The sequence below is a fragment of the Mycobacterium sp. E1386 genome (assembly GCF_001672745.1).
In the GTDB taxonomy this organism is placed as follows: Bacteria; Actinomycetota; Actinomycetes; order Mycobacteriales; family Mycobacteriaceae; genus Mycobacterium.
In genome coordinates this window covers 1-25,342 of the sequence record NZ_LZKH01000052.1, presented here as the reverse complement: position 1 = coordinate 25,342, position 25,342 = coordinate 1, and the positions used below count along the sequence as shown (strand labels likewise).

27 protein-coding genes are annotated in these 25,342 nt (G+C 69.1%); 6 read left to right on the top strand and 21 right to left on the bottom strand.

The window, feature by feature from the left end; translation table 11 throughout:
* Positions 1-4 precede the first annotated feature (4 nt).
* The 5 genes from rlmB to carD are packed head-to-tail and all read right to left on the bottom strand — an operon-like array spanning position 5 to position 4,074.
* Positions 5-937, bottom strand: a complete 933-nt coding sequence (rlmB, locus tag A5709_RS05025) for a 23S rRNA (guanosine(2251)-2'-O)-methyltransferase RlmB (protein WP_068118413.1) — start codon at positions 935-937, stop codon at positions 5-7.
* Complete coding sequence (gene cysS / locus A5709_RS05020) at positions 938-2,356, bottom strand: cysteine--tRNA ligase (RefSeq protein ID WP_067944965.1); 1,419 nt, start codon at positions 2,354-2,356, stop codon at positions 938-940.
* Positions 2,357-2,406: 50 nt separating this feature from the next.
* A complete protein-coding gene (ispF, locus tag A5709_RS05015) occupies positions 2,407-2,886 on the bottom strand; it encodes a 2-C-methyl-D-erythritol 2,4-cyclodiphosphate synthase (protein WP_068118410.1) in 480 nt (159 codons plus the stop codon).
* Complete coding sequence (gene ispD / locus A5709_RS05010) at positions 2,883-3,569, bottom strand: 2-C-methyl-D-erythritol 4-phosphate cytidylyltransferase (RefSeq protein ID WP_068118408.1); 687 nt, start codon at positions 3,567-3,569, stop codon at positions 2,883-2,885. Before ispD ends, ispF begins: the two co-directional genes overlap by 4 nt.
* Positions 3,570-3,585: 16 nt before the next feature.
* Positions 3,586-4,074, bottom strand: a complete 489-nt coding sequence (gene carD / locus A5709_RS05005) for an RNA polymerase-binding transcription factor CarD (RefSeq protein ID WP_007166539.1) — start codon at positions 4,072-4,074, stop codon at positions 3,586-3,588.
* A 297-nt stretch (positions 4,075-4,371) separates the two neighbouring features.
* On the opposite strand from carD, the gene A5709_RS05000 reads away from it, so the two are divergent.
* The 3 genes from A5709_RS05000 to disA are packed head-to-tail and all read left to right on the top strand — an operon-like array spanning position 4,372 to position 7,480.
* Entirely contained in the window at positions 4,372-4,920 is a 549-nt protein-coding gene (locus tag A5709_RS05000; protein ID WP_067944960.1) for a hypothetical protein, read from the top strand.
* A 59-nt stretch (positions 4,921-4,979) separates the two neighbouring features.
* Complete coding sequence (gene radA / locus A5709_RS04995; protein WP_068118406.1) at positions 4,980-6,410, top strand: DNA repair protein RadA; 1,431 nt, start codon at positions 4,980-4,982, stop codon at positions 6,408-6,410.
* Positions 6,407-7,480, top strand: coding sequence for a DNA integrity scanning diadenylate cyclase DisA (disA, locus tag A5709_RS04990; protein WP_066955447.1), 1,074 nt, complete (start codon positions 6,407-6,409; stop codon positions 7,478-7,480). The genes radA and disA overlap by 4 nt, the downstream gene beginning before the upstream one ends.
* Here disA and A5709_RS04985 read toward each other — a convergent pair.
* Positions 7,477-8,283 (bottom strand): hypothetical protein, encoded by an 807-nt coding sequence (locus A5709_RS04985; RefSeq protein WP_156673342.1) that lies wholly within the window; start codon positions 8,281-8,283, stop codon positions 7,477-7,479. The genes disA and A5709_RS04985 overlap by 4 nt on opposite strands.
* A gap of 113 nt (positions 8,284-8,396) precedes the next feature.
* On the bottom strand, positions 8,397-9,014 hold the full coding sequence (locus A5709_RS04980) for a carbonic anhydrase (protein WP_067945000.1): 618 nt from the start codon (positions 9,012-9,014) through the stop codon (positions 8,397-8,399).
* Between A5709_RS04980 and A5709_RS04975 the strand changes: the two genes are divergently transcribed.
* Complete coding sequence (locus A5709_RS04975) at positions 9,013-9,924, top strand: A/G-specific adenine glycosylase (RefSeq protein WP_068011509.1); 912 nt, start codon at positions 9,013-9,015, stop codon at positions 9,922-9,924. The two genes, A5709_RS04980 and A5709_RS04975, sit on opposite strands and share 2 nt — an antisense overlap.
* Positions 9,925-9,934: 10 nt before the next feature.
* On the opposite strand, the gene A5709_RS04970 is transcribed toward A5709_RS04975, so the two are convergent.
* The 8 genes from A5709_RS04970 to A5709_RS04935 all read right to left on the bottom strand — a co-directional run bounded on the left by A5709_RS04970 (position 9,935) and on the right by A5709_RS04935 (position 18,148).
* Positions 9,935-11,413 carry an NADH-quinone oxidoreductase subunit C gene (locus A5709_RS04970; RefSeq protein WP_068118403.1) on the bottom strand — a complete coding sequence of 493 codons (1,479 nt, stop codon included), beginning with the start codon at positions 11,411-11,413 and terminating at the stop codon, positions 9,935-9,937.
* A complete protein-coding gene (locus A5709_RS04965) occupies positions 11,410-12,876 on the bottom strand; it encodes a proton-conducting transporter membrane subunit (RefSeq protein WP_068118400.1) in 1,467 nt (488 codons plus the stop codon). Before A5709_RS04965 ends, A5709_RS04970 begins: the two co-directional genes overlap by 4 nt.
* The gene (locus A5709_RS04960; protein WP_068118398.1) at positions 12,876-13,538 is read right to left on the bottom strand and encodes a hypothetical protein; all 663 of its coding nucleotides are present in this window, start codon (positions 13,536-13,538) and stop codon (positions 12,876-12,878) included. The genes A5709_RS04965 and A5709_RS04960 overlap by 1 nt, the downstream gene beginning before the upstream one ends.
* Positions 13,535-14,485 carry a respiratory chain complex I subunit 1 family protein gene (locus A5709_RS04955; protein WP_068011532.1) on the bottom strand — a complete coding sequence of 317 codons (951 nt, stop codon included), beginning with the start codon at positions 14,483-14,485 and terminating at the stop codon, positions 13,535-13,537. The genes A5709_RS04960 and A5709_RS04955 overlap by 4 nt, the downstream gene beginning before the upstream one ends.
* 5 nt (positions 14,486-14,490) lie before the next feature.
* On the bottom strand, positions 14,491-16,467 hold the full coding sequence (locus A5709_RS04950; protein ID WP_369827258.1) for a proton-conducting transporter membrane subunit: 1,977 nt from the start codon (positions 16,465-16,467) through the stop codon (positions 14,491-14,493).
* Positions 16,464-16,943, bottom strand: coding sequence for an NADH-quinone oxidoreductase subunit B family protein (locus A5709_RS04945; protein WP_067944946.1), 480 nt, complete (start codon positions 16,941-16,943; stop codon positions 16,464-16,466). Before A5709_RS04945 ends, A5709_RS04950 begins: the two co-directional genes overlap by 4 nt.
* A 5-nt stretch (positions 16,944-16,948) precedes the next feature.
* The gene (locus A5709_RS04940) at positions 16,949-17,284 is read right to left on the bottom strand and encodes a lsr2/espR transcriptional regulator (RefSeq protein WP_067944945.1); all 336 of its coding nucleotides are present in this window, start codon (positions 17,282-17,284) and stop codon (positions 16,949-16,951) included.
* Positions 17,285-17,377: 93 nt separating this feature from the next.
* Positions 17,378-18,148, bottom strand: a complete 771-nt coding sequence (locus A5709_RS04935) for an alpha/beta fold hydrolase (protein WP_068118396.1) — start codon at positions 18,146-18,148, stop codon at positions 17,378-17,380.
* 63 nt (positions 18,149-18,211) lie between these two features.
* Between A5709_RS04935 and mhuD the strand changes: the two genes are divergently transcribed.
* Entirely contained in the window at positions 18,212-18,532 is a 321-nt protein-coding gene (gene mhuD, locus A5709_RS04930) for a mycobilin-forming heme oxygenase MhuD (protein ID WP_067944942.1), read from the top strand.
* The gene (locus A5709_RS04925; RefSeq protein WP_068118393.1) at positions 18,507-19,871 is read left to right on the top strand and encodes a serine hydrolase; all 1,365 of its coding nucleotides are present in this window, start codon (positions 18,507-18,509) and stop codon (positions 19,869-19,871) included. Before mhuD ends, A5709_RS04925 begins: the two co-directional genes overlap by 26 nt.
* Positions 19,872-19,874: 3 nt before the next feature.
* Here A5709_RS04925 and A5709_RS04920 read toward each other — a convergent pair whose 3' ends face one another.
* From A5709_RS04920 to A5709_RS04895, 6 genes are all read right to left on the bottom strand, one after another.
* The gene (locus tag A5709_RS04920; protein ID WP_067944939.1) at positions 19,875-20,423 is read right to left on the bottom strand and encodes a histidine phosphatase family protein; all 549 of its coding nucleotides are present in this window, start codon (positions 20,421-20,423) and stop codon (positions 19,875-19,877) included.
* Positions 20,420-21,211: a CbtA family protein gene (locus A5709_RS04915; protein ID WP_068011517.1), complete on the bottom strand. Its 792-nt coding sequence runs from the start codon at positions 21,209-21,211 to the stop codon at positions 20,420-20,422. Before A5709_RS04915 ends, A5709_RS04920 begins: the two co-directional genes overlap by 4 nt.
* Before the next feature lie 4 nt (positions 21,212-21,215).
* Complete coding sequence (locus A5709_RS04910; protein WP_067944937.1) at positions 21,216-21,431, bottom strand: CbtB domain-containing protein; 216 nt, start codon at positions 21,429-21,431, stop codon at positions 21,216-21,218.
* A 311-nt stretch (positions 21,432-21,742) separates the two neighbouring features.
* On the bottom strand, positions 21,743-24,277 hold the full coding sequence (gene clpC1, locus A5709_RS04905) for an ATP-dependent protease ATP-binding subunit ClpC (protein WP_067944934.1): 2,535 nt from the start codon (positions 24,275-24,277) through the stop codon (positions 21,743-21,745).
* 311 nt (positions 24,278-24,588) lie between these two features.
* The gene (gene lsr2, locus A5709_RS04900) at positions 24,589-24,927 is read right to left on the bottom strand and encodes a histone-like nucleoid-structuring protein Lsr2 (protein ID WP_066955505.1); all 339 of its coding nucleotides are present in this window, start codon (positions 24,925-24,927) and stop codon (positions 24,589-24,591) included.
* Positions 24,928-25,050: 123 nt separating this feature from the next.
* The coding region (locus A5709_RS04895; protein ID WP_304442537.1) for an amino acid--tRNA ligase-related protein at positions 25,051-25,342 on the bottom strand (292 nt) is incomplete at its 5' end.

Here is a 25,342-nt window from a genome sequence, read left to right as displayed (position 1 = left end):
CCGGTTAAGCCCTGCGCTGGCGCGCGATTTCGGCGAGCACCACCCCGGCGGCCACCGAGGCGTTCAGCGATTCGGCGTGCCCGGCCATCGGAATGGACACCACCTCGTCGCAGTTCTGCCGGACCAGTCGCGAGAGCCCTTTGCCTTCCGATCCGACGACCACCACCAGCGGGTCGGCGCCGTCCATGTCGTCGACGACCGTGTCACCGTCGGCATCCAGCCCGATCACCCGGATGCCGCGGTCGGCCCAATCCTTGAGCGTCCGAGTGAGATTGGTGGCCCTTGCTACCGGGATGCGCGCAGCGGCCCCGGCGCTGGTGCGCCAGGCCACCGCCGTCACCGACGCCGAGCGTCGCTGCGGGATCAGCACACCGTGACCGCCGAACGCGGCGACCGAGCGCACGATCGCGCCGAGGTTGCGCGGATCGGAGATGTTGTCCAGCGCGACCAGCAGGGCGGGCGGCGAGTTGATCGCGGTGGTCAACAGGTCGTCGGGGTGGGCGTAGTCGTACGGCGGCACCTGCAGCGCGATGCCCTGATGCAGGTGGTTGCTCGTCATCCGGTCCAGGTCGGCACGCGGCACCTCGAGGATCGAGATGCCCGCATCCGCTGCGCGGGTGACGCTTTCGGTGACCCGCTCGTCGGCCTCGGTGCCCAGGGCGACGTACAGCGCGGTCGCCGGGACGCAGGCCCGCAGGCACTCCAGCACCGGGTTGCGGCCGAGCACCGTCTCCGTCTCGTCGGTGGTCCGCTTGGCAGGCCGCCGCGGCGGCGACTGGGCACGCTTGGCGGCGGGATGGTGCGGACGCAGGTGCGCCGGCGGTGTGGGACCGCGGCCCTCGAGCGCGCGGCGACGCTGGCCGCCCGAACCCACGGTGGGTCCTTTCTTGGTGCCCGCTTTGCGTATTGCCCCGCGGCGCCGCGAATTGCCGGCCATCTACCCGCCGTGCTTTTCTTCGCGGGCGAGCAATTCCCATTGCGGCCCGTCCGCGGTGTCGGTGACCTCGATGCCGGCGATCTTCAGCCGGTCTCGGATCTCGTCGGCGAGCGCCCAATTGCGTTGCTCGCGAGCCTTTTCCCGGTTCTCCAGTTCGGCCCGCACCAACACGTCGACCGCGGCCAGCGCGGCCGTCGTCTCGTCGCGGGTTTCCCAGCGCTCGTCGAGCGGGTCGCAGCCCAAGATGCCCATCATGGTGCGGATCGCGCGGGCTTGCCGCAACGCGCCGTCGTGGTCGCCGGTGTCGAGAGCGCGGTTGCCCTCGGCCCGGGCGTGGTGCACCTCGGCCAGCGCTGCCGGAACCGCCAAGTCGTCGTCGAGCGCCTCGGCGAACCGCGGAGTCCATTCGCCGGGCTCGACGGCTCCGACGCGAACGCGGACGCGGTGCAGGAATTCCTCAACGCCGACATAGGCTTTCACCGCGTCCTGCAGGGCGGTGTCGGAGAATTCCAGCATCGACCGGTAGTGCGCGCTGCCCAGGTAGTAGCGCAACTCCGCCGGTCGCACGCGTTGCAGCAACGCCGGGATGGCCAGCACGTTACCCAGCGACTTGCTCATCTTCTCGCCGCCCATGGTGACCCAGCCGTTGTGCAGCCAGTAGCGGGCGAAGCCGTCGCCGGCGGCGCGGCTCTGCGCGATCTCGTTCTCGTGGTGCGGGAAGACCAAGTCCATCCCGCCACAGTGAATGTCGAACTCCGGACCGAGATATTCGTGCGCCATCGCCACGCACTCCGAATGCCAGCCCGGCCGTCCCCGGCCCCACGGCGTGGGCCATGACGGCTCACCCGGCTTGGCACCCTTCCACAGCGTGAAGTCGCGTTGATCGCGCTTGCCGGTGGCCGCCCCCTCACCCTGGTGGACGTCGTCGATCTTGTGCCCCGACAGCGCGCCGTACTCCGGATAGCTGAGCACGTCGAAATAGACGTCGCCGCCGCCGGTGTAGGCATGACCGGTTTCGATCAGCCGCTCGATCAATTCGACGATCTGGGTGATGTGTCCGGTGGCTCGGGGCTCGGCCGACGGCGGCAGGACGTCCAGGGCGTCGTAGGCGGCGCTGAACGCGCGTTCGTAGGTCGCGGCCCATTCCCACCACGGCCGGCCGGCCGCGGCGGCCTTGTTGAGGATCTTGTCGTCGATGTCGGTGACGTTGCGAATGAAGGCGACGTCGCAGCCGCGCGCCATCAGCCAGCGGCGCAGGATGTCGAAGGCCACGCCGCTGCGGACATGGCCGATGTGCGGCAGGCCCTGAACGGTGGCGCCACACAGGTAGATGGAGACGTGGCCCTCGCGCAGCGGAACGAAATCGCGCACGGCACCGGCCGCGGTGTCGTGTAGCCGCAAGCGGGCGCGATCGGTCACGACGTGCCAGCTTACCGGGTGGTTCCGAGTTGCCCGGCGCTGCGCACGCCTTAGCCGGCGGTGATTACCAACGCAGTGGCGATGGCGGCACGGCCCTCGCCGCGGCCCGTCAGGCCCAGCCCGTCGGTCGTCGTCGCCGCCACCGAGACGGGAGCCCTCAACAGCTCCGACAGCACGCGTTGCGCCTCGGCCCGGCGTGGACCGACCTTCGGCTCGTTGCCGATCAGCTGCACCGCGGCGTTTCCGACCCGAAAACCGTCCCGGGTCACCAAATCGACGACGTGGCGCAGCATGTCGGCGCCGGTGACCCCTTTCCAGCGTGGGTCGTCGACCCCGAAGACGGCACCGATGTCGCCCAGCCCCGCGGCCGACAGCAGCGCGTCGCACAGCGCGTGCGCCCCGACGTCGCCGTCGGAGTGCCCGGCGCAGCCGTCGGCGCCGGGAAACAGCAGACCCACCAGCCAGCAGGGCCGCCCGGGTTCGATCGGGTGCACGTCGACCCCGAGGCCGACCCGAGGCAGCTCGCTCACCGGCGCACGACCGCTTCGGCCAGCAACAAATCGAGCTGGGTGGTGATCTTGAATGCCAGCACGTCACCGTCGACCACCTGGACCTGACCGCCGACATGCTCGACGAGCGAGGCGTCATCGGTGAAATCGGCGGTGCCCGCGCGCTGGTACGCCCGCAGCAGCAACTCACGGGCGAAGCCTTGCGGCGTCTGCACGGCGCGCAGTCCGGCCCGCTCGGGCGTGCCCAGCACCACGCCGTTGGCGTCCACGGCCTTGATGGTGTCATGCAGGGGCAGCGCCGGCACCACGGCGTCGTGCCCGGCCCGCAACGCGTCGACCACGCGCACGATCAGTTCGGGCGGGGTCAGGGCGCGCGCGGCGTCGTGGACCAGGACGAAATCGGGTTCACCGGCGAGTGCGGCCAGCGCCAGGCTCACCGATGTGGTGCGGTCGGCCCCGCCGGGAACGACGGTCGCCCGCCCCCCCAGGGCCCGCTTGGCCTCGTCGACCCGGGCCGCCGGGACCGCGACGACCACATGGTCGACGACCCCGGATTCCAGCAAACCCTCGACGGCGCGGTCCAGCAGGGTGCGTCCGTCGACCTCGCAGAATGCCTTGGGGATGCCGGCGCCGAGCCGCTCGCCCGAGCCTGCGGCCGGGACCACTGCGACAACCGTGCCCGAGGAGACGGTCCCCGTGACCACCGAAGAGTCAGGACCTTCAGGAAGCGGCGGCCAGAACCTCGTCGAGGATGGTTTCCGCCTTGGCGTCGTCGGTGCTCTCGGCCAGCGCCAATTCGCCCACGAGGATCTGGCGGGCCTTCGCCAGCATGCGCTTCTCGCCGGCGGACAGACCGCGCTCCTGGTCGCGACGCCACAGGTCGCGAACTACCTCAGCCACCTTGTTGACATCGCCGGAGGCCAGCTTTTCCAGATTGGCCTTGTAGCGGCGCGACCAGTTGGTCGGCTCTTCGGTGTGCGGAGCCCGCAGCACCTGGAACACCTTGTCGAGGCCTTCTTGCCCGACGACGTCGCGAACACCGACGTACTCAGCGTTGTCGGCGGGTACTCGAACTGTGAGGTCTCCCTGCGCCACCTTCAAGACGAGATATTCCTTTTGTTCCCCTTTGATGGTGCGGGTTTCAATCGCCTCGACTAACGCAGCACCGTGATGCGGGTAAACAACGGTGTCGCCGACCTTGAAGATCATCTGATTCGAGCCCCTTTCGTTACTTCAGTCTAACACGGCCGCCCAATCGCGCGTGGAGCAACGATGCAGGTCAGGGGCACAACACGCGCAGATTAGGGGTTGACAGGGGGAGCAGAACGTGCAGTGATGCACATTACCAATGCGCCCATCCGCCCCCGAGGGCGGCCCCAGAGCGCCGTAAGAGGCCCCGCGGGATCGGCTCCCGGGCTGGTCTTACGCCCCGCGCTACCGCGCGCGAAACCTTCCTACTACTGTGCATAGTTGCATCAGTCGAACCGGCCCAGCAGGAGGCATTGAGTGAACCGATTCGAGATCAGCCTCTCGTTCCGGGCCGCGCTCGTCGGCCTGGTCGCGGTGCTCGCGGTCCTGCTGAGTGGCTGTGGGGCCGGCCAGGTCTCCCAGATGGCCGTCCAGGAGCCCGCCATCAACGGCAACAAGGTCACCTTCAACAACGTGGCGCTGCGCGACATCCGCATGCAGGCCGCGCAGACCGGTGAGGCCGTGCAGCCGGGGCGGACGGTCGATCTGGCGCTGGTGGCCATCAACCAGTCGCCCGACACGCCGGACCGGTTGGTCAGCATCACCAGTGACGTCGGCTCGGTGGCCTTGAGCGGAGACGGTCGCCTGCCCGCCGGCGGCACGCTGATGATCGGGACGCCGGAGGGCCAGAGGGTGCAGCCCGGTCCCCTCGGCTCCAACACCAACGCGGCCAAGGCGACGGTCACCCTCGCCAAGCCGATCAGCAACGGCCTCCTGTACAACTTCACCTTCAATTTCGAGAAGGCCGGACAGGCCACGGTGCTGGTGCCGGTTTCGGCCGGGCTGAACCCGCCCCAGCAAAGCTAGGCGCGCGTAACCGCCTGTCATAGCCGGGATTTGTCGTACCGGCTCGATACCGTCATGGCGTGGCAAATCCGCGCTCGCAATACCGCTGCTCCGAATGTCAGCACGTCACCGCCAAGTGGGTGGGCCGCTGCTTGGAGTGCGGCACCTGGGGCACTGTCGACGAGGCGCCGGTAGTGACCGCGGTCGGCGGCCGCCGAGCGGGCTCGGCCGCGGCTTCCGCTTCCCGGCCGGTCCCGATCACCTCCGTCGAACCCAACGCCAGCCAGCACCGCTCGACCGGCGTCGGGGAGCTCGACCGGGTGCTCGGGGGCGGCGTGGTGCCCGGTTCGGTCACGCTGCTGGCCGGCGATCCGGGCGTGGGAAAGTCGACGCTGCTGCTCAAAGTCGCCCATCGCTGGGCGCTTTCGGGCCGGCGCGCGCTGTACATCTCCGGTGAGGAGTCCGCCGGCCAGATCCGGCTGCGTGCGGACCGGATGGGCTGCGGCGCCGACGAGGTCTACCTGGCCGCCGAATCCGACGTGCACACGGTGCTTGACCACATCGCGACCCTGCGGCCCGCCCTGGTGATCGTGGACTCCGTGCAAACCATGTCGACGACCGAGGCCGACGGCGTCGCCGGCGGGGTCACGCAGGTCCGCGCGGTCACCGCCGCGCTGACCGCGGCCGCGAAGGCCAACGGCGTCGCACTGATCCTGGTCGGCCACGTCACCAAGGACGGGGCGATCGCCGGGCCGCGCTCGCTGGAACACCTGGTCGACGTGGTGCTGCATTTCGAGGGGGACCGCAGCGGGTCGCTGCGGATGGTCCGCGGGATCAAGAACCGGTTCGGCGCGGCCGACGAGGTCGGCTGTTTCACGTTGCACGACAGCGGGATCGAGGACGTTTCCGACCCGTCGAACCTCTTCCTGGATCAACGGCCGGCGCCGGTCGCCGGCACCGCCATCACCGTGACGCTGGACGGTAAGCGACCGCTGATCGGGGAGGTGCAGGCGCTGCTGGCAACCCCCGGGGGCGGCTCGCCGCGCCGCGCCGTCAGCGGTATCGACCCCTCCCGGGCCGCGATGATCAGCGCCGTGCTGGAAAAGCACGGCAGGTTGCCCGTCAGCGTCCACGACATCTACCTGTCCACCGTGGGCGGAATGCGGCTGACGGATCCGTCGTCGGATTTGGCCGTCGCGATCGCGCTGGCCTCCGCGTACTCCGACCGGCCGCTCCCGACGACTGCGGTGATGATCGGCGAGGTGGGGCTCGCGGGCGACCTGCGGCGGGTCAGCGGAATGGAGCGGCGGCTGGCCGAGGCCGCGCGCCAGGGCTTCAGCATCGCGCTCATCCCGGACGGCGACGACCCCCGCCGCGAGATCGTTCCCGAAGGGATGCGGGCGCTGCGGGCACCGACCATCGTCGCGGCGCTGCAACACGTGAAAGCCATCGCCGAGCCGCGCAACGGCTGGACGCATAACGCGGCGGGGCCGCACAATGACACGCTGTGACACGTCCGACATTGCGTGAGACCGTCGCCCGCCTGGCGCCGGGCACCGGGCTGCGCGACGGCCTGGAGCGCATCCTGCGTGGCCGCACCGGTGCGCTGATCGTCATCGGCAACGACGAAAACGTCGAAGCCATCTGTGACGGCGGCTTCGCCCTCGACGTCCGGTACGCGCCGACCCGGCTGCGCGAGCTGGCGAAAATGGACGGCGCCGTCGTGCTGTCCACCGACGGCAGCCGCATCGTGCGGGCCAACGTGCAGCTGGTGCCGGACCCGTCGATACCCACCGACGAATCCGGGACGCGGCACCGCTCCGCGGAACGGGCGGCGATTCAGACCGGCTATCCGGTGATCTCGGTGAGCCACTCGATGAACATCGTGACCGTCTACGTCGGCGGGGAGCGCCACGTGGTGGCCGACTCCGCGACCATCCTGTCGCGGGCCAACCAGGCGATCGCGACCCTGGAGCGGTACAAGACGCGGCTCGACGAGGTGAGCAGGCAGCTGTCGCTCGCCGAGATCGAGGACTTCGTCACGCTGCGAGACGTGATGACGGTGGTGCAGCGGCTCGAGCTGGTCCGGCGAATCGGCCTGGTGATCGACTACGACGTGGTCGAGCTGGGCACCGACGGGCGCCAGCTGCGGCTGCAGCTCGACGAGCTGCTGGGCGGCAACGACATCGCGCGCGAACTGACCGTGCGCGACTACCACGCCAGCCCGGAGCCGCTGTCCAAAGCGCAGATGACGGCGACCCTCGACGAGCTGGACGCCCTGTCGGACACCGAGCTACTCGAACTCACCGCGCTGGCAAAGGTTTTCGGCTACCCGACCACGGCCGAGGCGCAGGACTCGGCCGTGAGTCCGCGCGGCTACCGCGCGTTGGCCAGCATCCCGCGGCTGCAGTTCGCTCACTCCGACCTACTGGTCCGGTCGTTCGGGACGCTGCAGGGCTTGTTGGCGGCCAGCGCCGGCGACCTGCAGTCGGTCGAGGGCATCGGCGCGATGTGGGCCCGCCACGTGCGCGAGGGTCTATCGCAGCTCGCGGAGTCGACGATCTCCGACCCGCTGAGTTAGCCGGCGGGAACCGGCGCGACCGGTGGCGCCTCCGGCGGCGGCGCGGCGGCCTGACCCGGCCCGGGCGCCGGGCCCGGCGGCGGTGGCGGCTGGTTCAGGATGAACGGAACCGGCTGCGAGCGCAGGTTGCCCAGTTGCACGACGAGGTTGTAAGTGCCCGGCCCGATCGCCGGCCGGGGCAGCGGGCAGTGCGGTGCCGACCCCATTCCCGTCCACGTCACCGCTGTCGTCACCTGCTCGCCCGGGGTGAAGGTCTTGATCAGAGTCTCGTTGGAGGGCGCGCAGTCCAGGTTGGACCACAGTCGCTTGTTGTCCAACGAGTACACGTATGCCGCCAGCACCGCGGCGCCGACGTCCCGCTTGCAGGACACCAGGCCGATGTTGGTGACGACCATGGTGAATTTCGGCTGATCGCCGATGAAGTACTGGGGCGCATTGGTCAGGCCCTTGACCGCCAGCGTCGAATCGGGGCAGTCGTCGCCCTCCTTCAGCACCGGCGGCGGCTGCACCGCGGCGGTCGGGGTGGGCATCTCGGGGTTCTGGCCCTGTTGGGGCACCCCCGGATTGGGCTGCTCCCCGGGCGCGGCCGGCGGAGGCGCCTGCGGCGCCGGCGAGCCGGGCTTGCTCTGAGCGGAATTGGGTTTGTCGGCACTGGCGGGCTTGGCGCCCGTGTTGTGTCCCATGAAGGCAATGACCGCGGCGACCACGATCCCTACGACGACGACCGCGACGCCCACGGCCAGGCCACGGCGCCGCCAATAGATCTCGGTAGGTAGCGGGCCACGCGGTTCCAGATCCAGCACGTTTGCAGCGTAGGTCCAGGTCACGTCGAGTTGCCTGACCCGCCCCGGCGTGTCGCGGGGTTTGCTGGCTGACCGCCGTGTTAGTGGCGGGGCCGAACCGGGGCGATTCGCCGCTATTCGCCTATGTCGCCCACGTGGTCGACCAGCGCCGCCCGCCCGTCGGCCAGGTGATAGGTGGCGCCCGCTATCGCCAGCGTGCCCCCGGCAATCCGTTCGGAGATCGCCGACGAGCGCGACGTCAACTGGGCGATGGTCTCGCGCACATGGCGCGCCTCGAACTCGTCGACGCGGCTGAGGCCGTCGCGGCGGCCCATCAGTATCGAGGGCGCGACCCGCTCCACCACGTCTCGCACGAAGCCGCCGGGGATCGAACCGTCGTTGATGGCCGACAGGGCGGCCTTGACGGCACCGCAACTGTCGTGGCCCAGGACGACGATCAGCGGCACGTCGAGCACCGTCACCGCGAACTCGATGGAGCCAAGCACCGCCGAGTCGATGGCCTGTCCGGCGGTACGCACCACGAACATGTCGCCCAGGCCCTGGTCGAAGATGAGCTCGGCGGCGACCCGGCTGTCCGCGCAACCGAACACGACCGCGGTGGGCTTCTGGCCGGCGGCCAGGCTGGCCCGGTGTTCGACACTCTGGCTGGGATGCTGGGGCTTCCCGGCGACGAATCGCTCGTTACCCTCTTTGAGTGCTTTCCACGCGGTTACTGGGCTGGTGTTAGGCATGGCTGACATCATGCCGCATCCGCCGGAGAACGGCCCGAAACACATATCAGTTACCGACCTTCTCGACTGGTACGAACGGTCCCGCCGCGACCTGCCCTGGCGGGAGCCCGGCGTCAGCGCATGGCAGATTCTGGTCAGCGAATTCATGCTGCAGCAGACGCCGGTGTCGCGGGTGCTGCCGATCTGGTCGGACTGGGTGCGGCGGTGGCCCACCCCTTCGGCCACCGCCGCCGCCAGCGCCGCCGACGTGCTGCGAGCCTGGGGCAAGCTGGGTTATCCGAGGCGGGCCAAGCGCTTGCACGAGTGCGCGACCGTGATCGCGCGCGAGCACGACGACGTGGTTCCCGACGACGTCGACACCCTGCTGACCCTGCCCGGCGTCGGCAGCTACACCGCGCGCGCCATCGCCTGCTTCGCCTACCGGCAACGGGTCCCGGTGGTGGACACCAACGTCCGCCGGGTGGTCGCGCGGGCCGTGCACGGGCGGGCCGACGCCGGGAACCCGTCCGCGACGCGCGACCACGCCGACGTCGACGCGCTGCTGCCCGCCGACGATAGGGCGCCGCGGTATTCAGTCGCCCTGATGGAACTGGGTGCGACGGTGTGCACCGCGCGATCGCCGCGATGCGGGCTGTGCCCGCTTGCTCGGTGCGCGTGGCGGGACGCCGGTCATCCCCCGGCGCAGGGGCCGGCCCGGCGGGTGCAGACCTACGCCGGAACCGACCGGCAGGTCCGCGGACGCCTGCTGGACGTGTTGCGGGGCAACGCCTCTCCGGTCACCCGGGCGGAGCTGGACGTGGCGTGGTTGACCGATACCGCGCAGCGGGACCGGGCCCTGTATTCGTTGCTGGCCGACGGTCTGGTCGCGCAGACGGCCGACGGCCGGTTCGCCCTGGCGGGCGAAGCGTAGCGGCGACGCGTCAGAGGTCGTTGCCGGCATAGGACTGGTTGAAGCTCTTGTTGGCCAGCGGGAAGTCAGGGACGATCGTGTCGGCCATCGCGACGGGCAGCGCGGGCCAGTTGAACCAGGACGGGTCGACGATCTTCGCGCGAGTGATCCGGTTGGTGCCGCCCGTTTCGACGCGGTGGACGATGGTGCCGCGCCAGCCTTCGACAATGCCGATGCCGCTGCCGGGTATGCGTGCCGCGGGCAGGTTGTCGGCGTATTCGATTGGGCCCCTGTGTGATTCGATCAGGTGGAAGGCCAGCTCGGTGGATGCGGCGAACTCGTCGCGCCGCACGGTGTAACGGGCCAGCACGTCACCCGCGGCAGCATCGGTCTCGTTGACGGGCAGTGCGATGGTGGGGTGTTCGAGCCGGGCGTCGGTGCGCACACCGCTGGCCCGAGCGACGTAGCCCAGGCAGCCGAGGGACTCGGCGTCGTCTCGGTGCAGGACGGCGGTCCCGGCGAATCGGTCGTACACGACGGAGTTGCGCAGGGTCAGCTCGGCGACCTCCGCAACGTCGGCCGCAATGGATCTCAAGTCGGCGACGTCGGGTAGCCTCCGCAGCGCGACTCCGCCCGGCCGGATGGCGCCGCGCAGCAGCCGATGCCCGGCGACATCTGCGTTGAGCCGCAGCAGTTGTTCGCGGATGCGTTGAGCGTGGGCGTGGGCGAGCCCGAACCCGACGTCGTTGGCCAGCGCGCCCAGATCGGCGGCGTGGTTGTAGAGGCGTTCGAGTTCGACCACCAGCGACCGCAACCGGTGCACGTCGTCGGGAAGTTCCATTCCGAGCGCGTCTTCGACGGCGAGGCAGTGGGCGAGCGCGTGCGCGGCGGAGGTGTCGCCGCTGACGCGTTCGGCCAGATCGACGGCGCCGCCGGCCGGCCGGCCCTCGAACAGCTTCTCCACGCCGCGGTGGACGAACCACAGTCGGGCCTTGAGCCGCAGCACGGTTTCGCCGGCGACGGAGAAGCGGAAATGGCCGGGTTCGATCAACCCCGCATGCACCGGACCCACCGGGATTTCGTACACGCCGGGGCCCTCGACGGTCACGAACGGGAAGCGGCCGGCGCCATCGAATTCGCGTGCGGGCGACGCGTCGCCGCGCATTGGATACCAGTCCCCTGGCCAGTGGGCGTGCCGCACCAGAGGGCGCGCCTTGGGGTGCCCCACGGGCCGGATCCCGTACAGGTCCGCAATTTCGCGCTCGAACCGGCTGGCTGGGAAGGACAGGTAGGCCAGCGATCGGACCTTCGGATCATCCTTCGGCACAACGCATTCGAGCTCGACGCGGCGATCCGGGTGTCCGGCGAGGAACAGGTAGACGACGCGTAGAGCGGCGCCGTCGTCGTGAGCGGCCACCAGGGCCAACCGAAATCCCTTGCCCAGCATATCTTCTGCCGTTTCGGCCAGCCTGCTCTGAGACAGCCGGTGGCGTTGCCATTGCGCCTTCATCGCGGTCCCCCGACACCGCTGGCGGCGGCGGTGAACAGGTCGGTGAGTGGGCCGGCGGTGACACCGAGGGCGATCGATGCGGCAACGCCGACGATCAGAGCGGCGGCCACCGTTCGCGGAACAGCGATTTCGGGAGCGGCGGACGGGCCGCCCAGCAGGATGCGGCCCGAGTTGCGGGCCAACGCGGCGAAGGCCACCGCAACCAGCGCCATGCCGGCGGCGAGCGCCCAGGCCAGCCGGGCGTCGGCCAGCGACCGGCCGATGGCCAGCTCGCTGGCGAACATCGCGAACGGCGGGAGACCGAGCAACACAATCACGCCGACGGCGAGCGACACTCCGACGAGGCGGGAGCGCCGCAGCACGGCGCGGATGTCGGCTATCGCCGTGGAGTTGTGCGCGGCCTGTAGTTGGCCGCCCGCCAGGAAGAGGACCGTCTTGCCGATCCCGTGGGCCAGGACGTGCAGCAGCAGCGCGGCGATGGCCAGCGTGGTTCCGGCGGCCGCGGCGATCGCGATCAGGCCCATGTTCTCCATCGAGGAGTAGGCGAGCATGCGTTTGAAATCCGTTGTCACGGTCAGCATCAGGGCGGCGACCACCAGCGTCGCCAACCCGAGCACCAGCAGGCCTGTCCGCATGAACGCGGCCCCGGTGGCCGTGCCGATGATCGGCTTGAGGCGGATCAGTACCGAGAAGGCCACCGACAGCAGCACCCCGCTCATCAGAGCCGACACCGGTGCAGGGGCCTGGCTGTGGGCGTCGGCCAACCAGGTATGGAACGGAAACAGCCCGGCCTTGGCGCCGTAGCCGACGAGCAAAAGCCCGCCCGCAAGCCGAGCGATGCCCGGATCGAGCCCGCCCGCATGTGCCGCCAGCACGTCGAGATTGAGGGCCGCGCCGGCCGGCGCCCCGGCATGCTCGGCGGCGTAGTAGAGCAGCACCGTGCCGAGGAAGGCGATGGCGATGCCGACCGAGCAGATCACGACGTACTTCCACGTCGCCTCGAGCGCACCGCGGGTGCGGCGGTGGCCGACCAGGAAGGCGGTGATCACCGTGGTCGCCTCGATCGCGATCCAGATCACCCCGATGTTGTTGGCGCACACGGCGACGACCATCGCGGACAGGAAGCCCGCCGTCAGGGCCCCGTACAGCCGCGCACCGCCGCTGTCGGCGTGGCCGTGTGCGAGTTCGGCATCGACGTAGCCGATGCTCGCCGAGGTGGCCAGTGTGGCAACGGTTCCGATGACGATCAGCATCGTCACGGTGAGCGCGTCGAGCCGCAGCAGGCCGCCCAGTGCGAACCGCGTTCCCGACCCGACCCCGACCGCGAGCGCCACGCCACAAGCGAGCACCGTGACAGCCGATCCGACGATCAGCGTCGCTGTCACCCGCCGCCATCCGGCAATGAGGACGGCGACCGAGGCCCCGACCGGGGTGAGGATCGCCGCGAGCAGTAAACCGGTCATCAGTCGTGCAACTCCTGCAACGCGTCCAGGTCCGCACCGCCGAACGCGCGGGACAGCCGGCCCGTCAGAACGCCGATCACGATGACCGCGAACAACACGTCCAGGGAGGCGCCGAGCTCGACGATCAGCGGCACCCCTGCGGTGAGCAGAAACGCGGTGGCCGCGATCCCGTTGTCCAGCATGAGGAATCCCGCGGCCTGCGACACCGCATGCCGCCGCGTGACCATCACGAACAGCGCGATGAGCACCACCGCGGTGGCGGCCGGAACGGCGGTGGTCGTGGCGGCGGGCTGCAGGTTCACCAGGGGCCCGGTGGCGGCGAACGCGGCCAACGTCAGCGCGGCGGTGATGAGGAGCGACGTGGCGGTGTTCACCAACGGGGTGGCCTCCCGGCGCGATCGCGCTTCGGTGCCGCCCGCGCGGGCCAGCAGCCGCGGCAACACCGCAACCCGCAAGATCAGCACGGCCACACCGACGCCGATGAGCGCACCGTCGCCGTCGTAGACCCCCCGCAGGACGGGGATGGCCGCCAGGGCGACGCCCTGCCATGCCAGCAGACGGATGATCGCGACCAGGTCGCGGCGCCACACGATCAGCACGGCGGCCAACAGCAGCCCGCCCGCGGCGAGGTCGACGAGTACCGAAAACGACCCGTACGTCATGTCGGAACCACGAAGAAGTTGGCGGCCACGACCGCAAGCAACGCCAGCAGGAACGATCCGGCAAGCAACTCGGGAACCCGGAACAGCCGCAGCTTGGCGACGAACACCTCGACGGTGGCCAGCAACCCCGCCAGCAACGCGACCTTGGCCGCCAACGCCGCGACACCGACAACGATGTCTACGGCACCGGGGCGGCCCCCGGCAATGCCCCACGGCGCGAACAGGTTTGCCAGCAGCGCCAAGAGCACGGTCAGCCGCATCCCGGCCGCCCACTCGACCAGGGCCAGCCGCGGACCCGCGTATTCGAGGACCATCGCCTCGTGAACCATCGTCAGCTCGAGATGGGTGGCCGGGTTGTCCACCGGTAGCCGTCCGGTCTCGGCGACGATCACGATCGCCAGCGCGGCGAACGCGAGCACCGCTGCCAGCGACACCACCTGCCCGGGATGGGTGATCGTATGCGCGACCAGCGCACCGAGATTCGCTGATCCCGCCGGCATGGACAGTGCGAACACCGCCAGCAGAATGGTGGGTTCGACCAGCGCGGCGATGGTGATCTCGCGGCTGGCGCCCATGCCCCCGAACGAGGTGCCGGTGTCGACGCCGGCCAGGGTCAGCGCCACGGTGCCCACGAACAGCAAACCGACCACGGCGAACAGGTCGGCGCTGGGATCCAGTGGCGATCCGGTGGCGACCAGCGGTGCGGCCGCGGCGATCAGGAGTGTGGTTCCGGCGACTATCGCGGGTGCCGCCGCGAACACCACGGTCGTCCCGCGCGGCGTGATCTGTTGCTTGCCAAGCTGTTTGATGATGTCGCGCCACGGCTGCAAGAAGCCGCCGCCGACGCGGCCTTCCCAGCGCGCGCGCACCTGCCGGGTCAGTCCGACCACCAGCGGCGCCCCGGCCACGACGATTCCGATCTGGGCGGCGCCCGCGACATAAGACATGACATTCATCGGGCAACCACCAGCACGATGAGCACGCCGAGCGCACCATAGGCCAGATACAGGTGCACGCTGCCGGTGTGGGCGCGCCGCATCAGGGCCGCCGCCACCCCGACTCCCCGGATCACCGGCGCGTAGCAGCGTTCCTCGATCGCGTCCGCGATTCTGGTGCGGTAGGTGATTTTGTCCGCCAGATAACGGGATTCGATGCTGTGGGTGACTTCGATGTCGGTGTCGGGTCGCAGGATGTCGTCGAATATCCGTTGCAGCGGCTCGGCGAACGACGTGGCCGTGTATTGCATCCGTGCAGTGAGATCGTCGGCGCCACAGGCCCACAGCGGCAGTGTGGCCGGCGCCGGGCGCCGGCTCCGGCGCCAACGGGCCAGCGTGGCCGCGGTCAGCGTGGCCACCACCACGCCGGCGGCGATCACGCCGGGTGCGATCGAGCCCGGTACCCCCGGCAGGCGGACCATGGCGCCGAGACTGGTGAATTCCGTTGGCCGGGCCGCCGGCAGCGCGGCGACCGCCTGGTGCAGCGCGGGCGCAACGACCGCGGGCGCCACGGCCAGCATCAGGCAGGCGGCGGCCGCGACGACCATACCGGCCAGCATGGTGTGCGGTGCCTCGCGCGCCTCGGCGGCCTGTTCGGTGCGCGGCCGCGCCAGAAATCCGATACCGAACGCCTTGACCATTGCCGCCACGCCCAGCCCCGTGGTGAGCGCGACCGCGCCGACCGCGAGCGGCGTGGTCAATGCCAGGACGGCGGAATGCTCTCGCGCGGAGTGGATCAGGGACTGCAGCAGCAGCCACTCGCTGACGAACCCAGCGCCCAGCGGCAGCCCGGACGCGCCGAGCGCGGCAACCCCGAAGAGGCTAGTGGTGACGGGCATCCGGCGGGCCAGACCGCCCAGCCGGTCGAGGTCACGCAGCCCGGTGGCGGCCAGCACCGACCCGGCGGCGAGGAACCCGAGGCTCTTGAATGCGGCGTGCGCGACGAGGTGCAGCATGGCGGCGGCCGCGGCGATCGTCGCCGGAGCGTTCGCGCCGGCCGCCGCGAACAGCGTGGCCGCTCCCAACGCAAGCGTGATCAATCCGAGGTTCTCGGTGGTCGAATAGGCAAGTAGCCGTTTGAGATCCGTGGCCACCGAGGCCTGCACCACGCCGTAGAGCGCGGACACCCCGCCGACGACCATCAAAGTGAGCCCCCACCACCGCGGCCCCGGGCCGAGCAGCTGTAAATCGACGCGGCAGATGCCGTAGACCCCGAGGTTGACCATCGCCGCGCTCATCAGCGCCGAAACGGGACTCGGCGCCTCCGGGTGGGCGCGCGGCAGCCACGCGTGCAGCGGCACCAGCCCGGCCTTAGAACCGAACCCCGCCAGCGTCAGCAGGAACACCGCGGTGCGCGCCCCCTGCGGTATCCGGTGCAGGTCGGCGAACCGGTCCGCGCCGCCCGCCGCCGACAACACCAGCAGTCCGACCAGTATCGCCACGAACCCCAACTGGGTCATCACGGCGTACATCAGGCCGGCCGAGCGGACCATGGGCCGAGTGTGGTCGGTCAGCACCAAGACGAGCGACGCGACCGCCATCAACTCCCACACCAGCAGGAACGTGGTGACCGACCCCGCGGCGGGCACCAGCAGCATCGCCGCGACGAACGCCGGCAGAACGGCCAGGGCGACCGGGCCCAGCCGCTCGCGCCGCGCGTACCCGATCGTGTACAGCCCGACCGCCAGCGCGACCGCCCCGGTGAGCGCCATGAAGAATCCGCCGAGCGGATCGAGCCTCAGCTCGACGCCCGCCAGCGGAAGCAACCACCCGATGCGGACGGCGCGCACCGACCCGAACATTCCCAGGCCGCCGGCCCATACCCCCGCGGCGCCCAGCAACGAGGTCAGCGCGCCCGCGGCGATAGGCGATAAACCGCTGCGGTGCAACAGTTTTGGTTCCGGCGCCACGCTGGCCGCCAAGCCGGCGGTCACCTGCCTGTCACCGACCGCAGGGCCGCGACGATCTGGCTCGGCGTCGGCGGGCATCCCGGTATCTCCACGTCCACGTGCACCGTCTCGCCGACCGAGCCGGCCACACCGTAGGCGTCGCCGAACACCCCTCGATCGATGGCGCAGTCCCCGCAGGCGATCACCCGCCGCGGCCGCGGCGTGGCCTCGATCGTTGCGCGCAGGGGGCCGGCCATGTTGTGCGTCACGACACCGGTCACCAGGAGCGCGTCCGCGTGCCGCGGGGAGGCCACCAGGCGGGCACCGAATCGTTCGGCGTCGTAGACCGGTCCGAAGGCACCCGCGATCTCCACCTCGCACCCATTGCACGAACCCGCGTCGACGTGCCGGATCTGCAGCGAACCGCGCACCCCGGCGGGCGGCTCGGTCGTCGCCTCCGGTGCCGGGGGTGCGGGTTCGGCGATCCGGCCGACGCGCAAGGCTTTGCTGATCCAGCCCACGGGCGCTACCCCGCGCCGCCGGCGCGCAGGCCTTCCAGCATCGCCACGCGGTCGCTCAGGACCCCGGTGAGTACCTTGCGGGCCACCGTCAGCAGTTCTGCGATGTCCGGGGAGGCGATCGAGTAGATCATCGTGTTGCCATCCCGCAGCGCCTCGACCACACCGGCCCGGCGCAGAACGCCGAGCTGCTGGGACAGGTTCGACGCTTCGAGCCCGACCTCGGGCAGCAGTTCGGCCACCGTCTTGTCGCCGGCCACCAGTAGCTCGAGGATCCTGATCCGCGCCGGGTGCCCCAGCGTCTTGAAGAACTCGGCCTTGAGCTTGTACAGCGGCTCCGTCACAGAAAATCTCCTGAAGACTACATGCTTCTAACAATTGAAGAATTTATCATGTGTTCTCGCGCGTCGTCACATCGGGCGGGCGGCCCGCGAGAGTCAGCCGCGGGCAGGCAACGTCGCCAAGAAAGATTCGACCGCGTCGCGGTACACCTGCGGCGCCTCGTCGTGAATCAGGTGACCGGCCTGGGGCACATGCAAATACGTTGCGGCTGGGTTCATTTCAGCCATCTCCCGCATCTGGCCCGGTGGCGTCACAGAGTTGCCGGCCTCGATGAGCAGCGCCGGGGCCCGCACCGCCCGCCACTGCTCCCAATAGTGGCGCGTGCCCCATTCGGCGGCGATCTCGATCCACCGCGCGGTGTGTCCGTGCAGGCGCCAACCGGTGGCGGTGCGGTCGAAGGCCTCCAGGAAGTACTGCCCGGCAACGGTTCCGAACTCCTCGAATACCCGCTCTGCGGAACCGAATTCGACCGGCAGTGCGTGCAGCCACGGTTCCCACGGACCGGTGGTGCGGCCCCGGAAATCGGGCGCCATGTCCTCGAGCACCAGCGCGGAGACGAGTTCCGGACGTTCCGCGGCCAGACACCACGAGTGCAGGGCGCCCATCGAATGCCCGACCAGCGTGACCGGCGTCTCTAGCGCGCTCACCGCGTCGGCCAGGTCGGCCACGAACCGTTCGGTGCCGACCGGGTTCGGGTCGTCGACGCCGCGTCCCCGATGCCACAAGGCGTCGTAGGTGTACACCACTCCAAGCCGAGCCAGCCACGGCAGCTGCCGCGACCACGTGGAGCCGCGCCCCATCAGGCCGTGCACCAGCACCAACGGCGCGCCTTGGCCTCCGCGGCAAGTCAGCAGTTCACCGGGCATATCACCATCCTGCGTGCCCCGCCCTGCGGATGGACAGGCCGGGCGAAGGGGTAGCCTAGCCGCATGCCGCCAGTGGTGAAGATCAACGCAATCGAAGTGCCGGCCGACGCCGGCCCGGAGCTGGAGAAGCGGTTCGCACACCGGGCACACGCGGTCGACAATCAGCCCGGCTTCCTCGGGTTTCAGCTGCTGCGCCCGATCAAGGGTGAGGACCGCTACTTCGTCGTGACTCAGTGGGAGTCCGAGGAGGCATTTCAGGCGTGGGCGCAAGGACCCGCTATCCAGGCCCATGCGGGCGAGCGGGCCAACCCGGTGGCGTCCGGGGCCTCCCTGCTCGAATTCGAGGTTGTGATGGACGTTGCCGGCAACAAGCAGGCTGGCTAGCGGGTACTCGGCCCGGCGCCGCGCGGTGGCGTTGAGTGCCGCCGCCGCACTGGTAGTCACGTTCGCGCCCGGTTGCACCTCCTCCCCCTCGCCGCAGGCGAACGCGGCCAACCCCGGCCGGCAGATCGACGTGCGGACGCCACCCGGAATCCGGGCACAGCAGACGCTGGACATGCTCAACTCGGACTGGCCCATCGGCCCGGTCGGCGTCGGCACCCTCGCCGCACCCGACATGGTGAAATCGGTGGAGACCACCATGGAGTCGCTTTGGTGGGATCGGCCGTTCACCCTCAACGCCGTTGATCTGGGCGCCAGCGTGGCCACGTTGCACCTGACGTCCTCCTACGGTGCGCGACAAGACATCCGCATCCACACCGACGACAGCGGATGGGTCGATCGGTTCGACCTGGACACGCAGGCACCGAAGATCGATTCGTGGCACGACATCGATGCGGTGTTGAGCAAGACCGGCGCCCGCTACTCCTACCAGGTCGCGAAGGTCGACAACGGACACTGCGATCGGGTCGCGGGCACCAACACCAGTGAATCTTTGCCGCTCGCATCGATTTTCAAGTTGTACGTGCTGCACGCCCTGGCGGGTGCCATCAAGGACGGAACGGTCGCCTGGGACGATCAGCTGACCGTCACCGACAAGAGCCTCGCCGTGGGCTCGTCCGGTTTGCAACTGCCTGCCGGAGCGCAGGTTTCGGTGCGGACGGCCGCCGAGAAGATGATCGCGACCAGCGACAACATGGCGACCGACCTGCTGATCGGAAAGCTGGGCACGAACGCCATCTCCGAAGCGCTCGCCACGGCGGGCCACCACGACCCGGCCAGCATGACGCCGTTCCCCACGATGTACGAGCTGTTCTCGGTCGGCTGGGGTAAGCCGGACCTTCGCGCCCAGTGGCAGCATGGATCAGCACAAGTCCGCGCCCAGCTGTTGGAGCAGGCGAATTCGACTCCCTACGAACCCGATCCGATCCGCGCCCACTCCCCGGCATCGTCCTACGGCGCGGAGTGGTACGGCAACGCCGAGGACATCTGCCGCGTCCATGCGGCCCTGCAGGCCGACGCCGTCGGTAAGGCCGCACCGGTCAGGCAGATCCTCTCCGCGGTGGCGGGCATCCAACTGGACCACAACGTCTGGCCGTACATCGGCGCGAAAGCCGGTGGGCTGCCCGGTGATCTGACCTTCAGCTGGTACGCCGTCGACAAGAACCGGCAGCCGTACGTGGTCAGCTTCCAGCTCAACTGGCCGCGCGACCATGGGCCGACCGTCACCGGGTGGATGCTGCAGGTCGCCAAGCAGACCTTCGCGCTGATCGCGCCGCGCTGAGACTTACCAGCGCAGCGTCCAGCGGCCGCCTCGGTAATGCAGGACGACTCGAGTGACCGGCGCGATGTCGATCCGCCAGAACGACTTCGCGGGCGCGTCCAGTGCCAGCAGGACCGCCGCCCGGATCACCGCGGGGTGCGTCACCGCGGTGATTGCCGACGTGCTCTCGGTCAGCGAATTCAGCCATCGGTCCACCCGCGCCATCAGGTCGGCGATCGACTCGCCGCCGTGCGGCGCCCGGGCGGGATCGGTCAGCCAGACCGTCAGGTCGCCGGGCGGCACGTCCTGAGGACCCTTCCCCTGCCATCGAGCGCAATTGAGGTCGGCCAGCAATGGATCGGTTGCGGCGTCCAGCCCCAGCAGGTCCGCCGTTTGACAGGCCCGTCGCTCGGGACCGGTGAAATGTTTTGCGTTAGGGCTCAATTCGGCGTCGTAGGCTTCGGCCTGTCGACGGCCCGTGGCGTTGAGGGGTTCGTCGCCGGGGAAACGCGCGGCCGCCATGGCATCCGTCATCGCGTGCGACACCAACGTCAGCCGGACGACCTCGGTCACGCCGCGATGCTCGATGCCCGTCCGCTCCCGGCGCGCTCCTCCAGCAACCGCCCGGCGAGCGTCGCGAACACCACGCCGATGGTCACCCACAACACCAGCTGCGCGGCCAGCGACAGCACCCTGAATTCGTAGAGGACGTCGGCGGGGAAGCCCGGATAGACGATCGCGCCCGACGCGTCGCGCAGCGGTCCGGGTGTCTCGTCGACGTTCGGCAGCAGCATCATCACCACCGCGACCGCCGCGATGTATCCGCCCGCCGCGAGCAGCCGGCCGTTCCACGCGCCGAACCGGGCCGTCAGACCCCGCGCCAGCCACGCCGCGGCGACGGCCGACGCCACCGACGCCAGCACCATCACCAAATACCAGCCGGTGCGCGCCCCGATCGTGTCGGCCTGACCCACCGCCGGTGGATTCGGCGGATACTTCACGAACGGCACCAGGTAGACCGCGACGAATGCGGTCGCCGCCAGCAGTAGCGAAAGCGACCGCGCCCCAACCTTTGTCGCGCGCGCGGCGACGAGGCAGAACAGCACTCCGAACAACGCGCCCATCGCGAGGCCGAAGATGAGTACACCGAAACCCAACCCGGCATTGGACTGGACTCCGCGGCTGAACAACTCGGCGCCGTGCTCGTGCACGCCATGGGCGTTCTCGGCGTCGGCGCGGCCGTCCTCGAAAGCGATCGCGCGGCCGATCACCGGCTCGGCGCAGAGGCGGGCGAAGGCGAAAGCCAGTACCGCGCCGACTGCACCCGCCAGCAGGCCGCGCCCGATCAGACGCTTCTCCACGCGATCAGTGGCAGGGGAAGCCGAGCAGGTGCCGCGCGTCGTGCATGAACTCGTGCACGTGCGAATCGCTGCCGAAGAGCGAGACCGCGCCCTGGTCGACGCCGACGAAGTAGAGCGCCAACAGCGCCAGGAAAGCGGTTGTCGCCAACCAGACCGCGGCACTTGCCGCCGACAGGTCAACCGATCGGGTGCGGCTGCCGGTCAGCTCGGGATTCGACACGATGGCGCTCCTTCCGGGGATTCACGCGTCCCCGCTGGGGATGACGGGCCATGGGTCTGACTATCTACAGTGGCGCGGCCGTTCTGGACTTTCACCAGATTCCGTTGCCCGTCAGGACGAAGTCAGTGTAAACCGCGGGTCAATGTTGTGGCGGCGGGGCGCCGTAACGCAGCTGGCTCGCCGTATATTCGCGCCTCGGTGACCGGTGTGGCCTGAACCGTCGTGCGTACGCGCAGATCTCGGTCCTCTTCAGTGCGCAGCAAAACGGGCGGTTAATCCGGTCAGAGATTAACCGCCCGTTTGCTGGAGTGCTACGGCGTTTCGGGGGCCGCGTGCGCCCCGGCCTTCGCCAGGTCCGGCTCGGCCGGCGGCTTGCGGGTCCCGGTGAAGGTGAACACCGCGTCCTCGCCGGCGCTCTCGCCGTCCCAGTTGTCGACGTCGACCGTGACGATCTGTCCCGGCCCGACCTCCTCGAAGAGGATCTTCTCGGACAGCTGGTCCTCGATCTCGCGCTGGATGGTGCGCCGCAGCGGGCGAGCACCCAGCACCGGGTCGAAGCCCCGCTTCGCCAGCAACGCCTTCGCCTTGTCGGTCAGCTCCATAGCCATGTCCTTGGCCTTGAGCTGGTTGCCCACCCGGCCGATCATCAGGTCGACCATCTGAATGATCTCGTCCTTGGTCAGCTGGTGGAAGACGATGATGTCGTCGATGCGGTTGAGGAACTCCGGGCGGAAGTGCTTCTTCAGCTCGTCGTTGACCTTCTGCTTCATCCGCTCGTAGTTGTTCTCACCGCCACCCTGGGTGAAGCCCAGGCCGACCGGCTTCGAGATGTCGGACGTACCGAGGTTCGAGGTGAAGATCAGCACGGTGTTCTTGAAGTCCACCGTGCGTCCCTGCCCGTCGGTGAGCCGGCCGTCCTCGAGGACCTGCAACAGGCTGTTGTAGATCTCCTGGTGGGCCTTCTCGATCTCGTCGAACAGCACCACGGAGAACGGCTTGCGCCGGACCTTCTCGGTGAGCTGGCCGCCCTCTTCGTAGCCGACGTATCCCGGCGGGGCACCGAACAGCCGCGACGCGGTGAACCGGTCGTGGAACTCGCCCATGTCGATCTGGATGAGCGCGTCGTCGTCGCCGAACAGGAAGTTGGCCAGCGCCTTGGACAGCTCGGTCTTACCCACGCCGGACGGGCCGGCGAAGATGAACGAACCGGACGGGCGCTTCGGATCCTTCAGCCCGGCGCGGGTACGCCGGATCGCCTTGGAGACGGCCTTGACCGCGTCCACCTGGCCGATGATCCGCTTGTGCAGCTCATCCTCCATGCGCAGCAGGCGGGTGGTCTCCGCCTCGGTGAGCTTGAACACCGGGATGCCGGTCCAGTTGCCCAGCACCTCGGCGATCTGCTCGTCGTCGACCTCGGCGACCACGTCGAGATCACCTGAGCGCCACTGCTTTTCGCGCTCGGCGCGCTGAGCAACCAGAGTCTTCTCGCGGTCGCGCAGGCTGGCCGCCTTCTCGAAGTCCTGGGCGTCGATGGCCGATTCCTTCTCCCGGCGCGCCTCGGCGATCTTCTCGTCGAACTCGCGCAGGTCTGGCGGCGCGGTCATGCGGCGGATCCGCATCCGGGCGCCGGCCTCGTCGATCAGGTCGATCGCCTTGTCCGGCAGGAACCGGTCGTTGATGTAGCGGTCGGCCAGGGTGGCCGCGGCCACCAGCGCCGAGTCGGTGATGGACACCCGGTGGTGCGCCTCGTAGCGGTCGCGCAGACCCTTGAGGATCTCGATGGTGTGCTCCACCGTCGGCTCACCCACCTGCACCGGCTGGAAGCGGCGCTCCAGGGCGGCGTCCTTCTCGATGTACTTGCGGTACTCGTCGAGTGTGGTGGCGCCGATGGTCTGCAGCTCACCGCGGGCCAGCTTGGGCTTGAGGATGCTGGCCGCGTCGATCGCGCCCTCGGCGGCACCCGCCCCGACCAGCGTGTGCAGCTCGTCGATGAACAGGATGATGTCGCCGCGGGTGTTGATCTCCTTGAGCACCTTCTTCAGGCGTTCCTCGAAGTCACCGCGGTAGCGCGAGCCGGCCACCAGCGAACCGAGGTCCAGCGTGTAGAGCTGCTTGTCCTTCAGCGTCTCCGGGACCTGGCCGTGCACGATCGCCTGCGCCAGGCCCTCGACGACGGCGGTCTTGCCGACGCCGGGCTCGCCGATCAGCACCGGGTTGTTCTTGGTGCGCCGGCTCAGCACCTGCATCACGCGCTCGATTTCCTTTTCACGGCCGATGACCGGGTCGAGCTTGCCTTCCATCGCGGCGGCCGTCAGGTTGCGCCCGAACTGGTCGAGCACCAACGAGGTTGACGGGCTGCCCGATTCGCCACCTCGGCCACCGGTCCCGGCCTCCGCGGCCTCCTTGCCCTGGTAACCGCTCAGCAGCTGGATGACCTGCTGGCGCACTCGGGTCAGCTCGGCGCCCAGCTTCACCAACACCTGAGCGGCCACGCCCTCACCCTCGCGGATGAGGCCCAGCAGGATGTGCTCGGTGCCGATGTAGTTGTGGCCGAGCTGCAGCGCCTCGCGCAGGCTCAGCTCGAGAACCTTCTTGGCGCGCGGCGTGAACGGGATGTGTCCCGACGGCGCCTGCTGGCCCTGGCCGATGATCTCCTCGACCTGGCTGCGGACGCCTTCGAGGGAGATGCCCAGCGACTCCAGGGACTTGGCGGCGACGCCCTCGCCCTCGTGAATCAGACCCAACAGGATGTGCTCGGTGCCGATGTAGTTGTGGTTGAGCATCCGGGCCTCTTCTTGCGCCAGGACGACGACCCTGCGGGCACGGTCGGTAAATCGTTCAAACATCGGTGGTTACCTGCTCTCCCTCACCATCGGTACTAGCCTCTCAGTGGCCCACCGGTCCCCGTTGGGGCCGGATTCGCATACCTGCCATCCACTGTAATGGTCGGCCTGCCAGGGGGCATAACCTTGCGGTTCCTTGCTGTTCAGGACCCGCGGGGCCCGTTTCGGGCAATCTCCCTGTGATTACAGCGCCGTAACTGAACCAACGTGGCGGAGTGCCAATTCGTTTCCTTGGTCACCGGTGATCTTTTTCGCGGCCAGCGAAACGAAAACCGGCGCCCGGGCCTGCCGCCCGGACGCCGGTGAGAGCTTTGTCAGGTCGCCGCGTGGAACGCGTCGATGACGTCGGCCGGGATGCGGCCGCGCGTCGACACGTTGTGACCGTTTCGGCGAGCCCACTCGCGGATCGCCGCGCTTTGCTCACGGTCGATCGCGCCACGGCCGCGGCCGGACCCGGAACGGCCGCGCCGCCGGCCCCCGACCCGACGGCCGGCTTCCACCCACTGCTTCAGGTCGCTGCGGAGTTTCGCGGCATTCTTGGACGAAAGGTCAATCTCATAGGTCACCCCGTCAAGGCCGAATTCGACCGTTTCGTCGGCTGCGCCGGCACCGTCGAAATCATCGACCAAGGTGACGGTCACTTTTTTCGCCATTAGCTTATCCTCGCATTTCGTCCTGATCAGATGCCGAGCAGATTGGGTGAGCCTCCCCGGGTCTCAATCTGCCATAACAACGCAGCATACTCAATCCGGACCCAAGCCGCACAGTTGCACTTTTCAAGTGGAGTGCGGCCGAACAATCGGGAACAAAACTGTCTCTCGAATTGACAGTCCGGTCAAAGACATCAACAACCGATCGATACCCATTCCCGTTCCGGTGCACGGCGGCATCGCATACTCGAGGGCGGCAAGAAAGTCTTCGTCGAGCACCATGGCTTCGTCGTCGCCGGCCGCCGCGGCGCGGGCCTGCGCGGCGAATCTCTCCCGCTGCACGACGGGAGTGTCTACGACATAGACGGAGAATGGGCGTCGATTCAAATGTACCCGTCGCTGTCCGCGGCACTCGGTG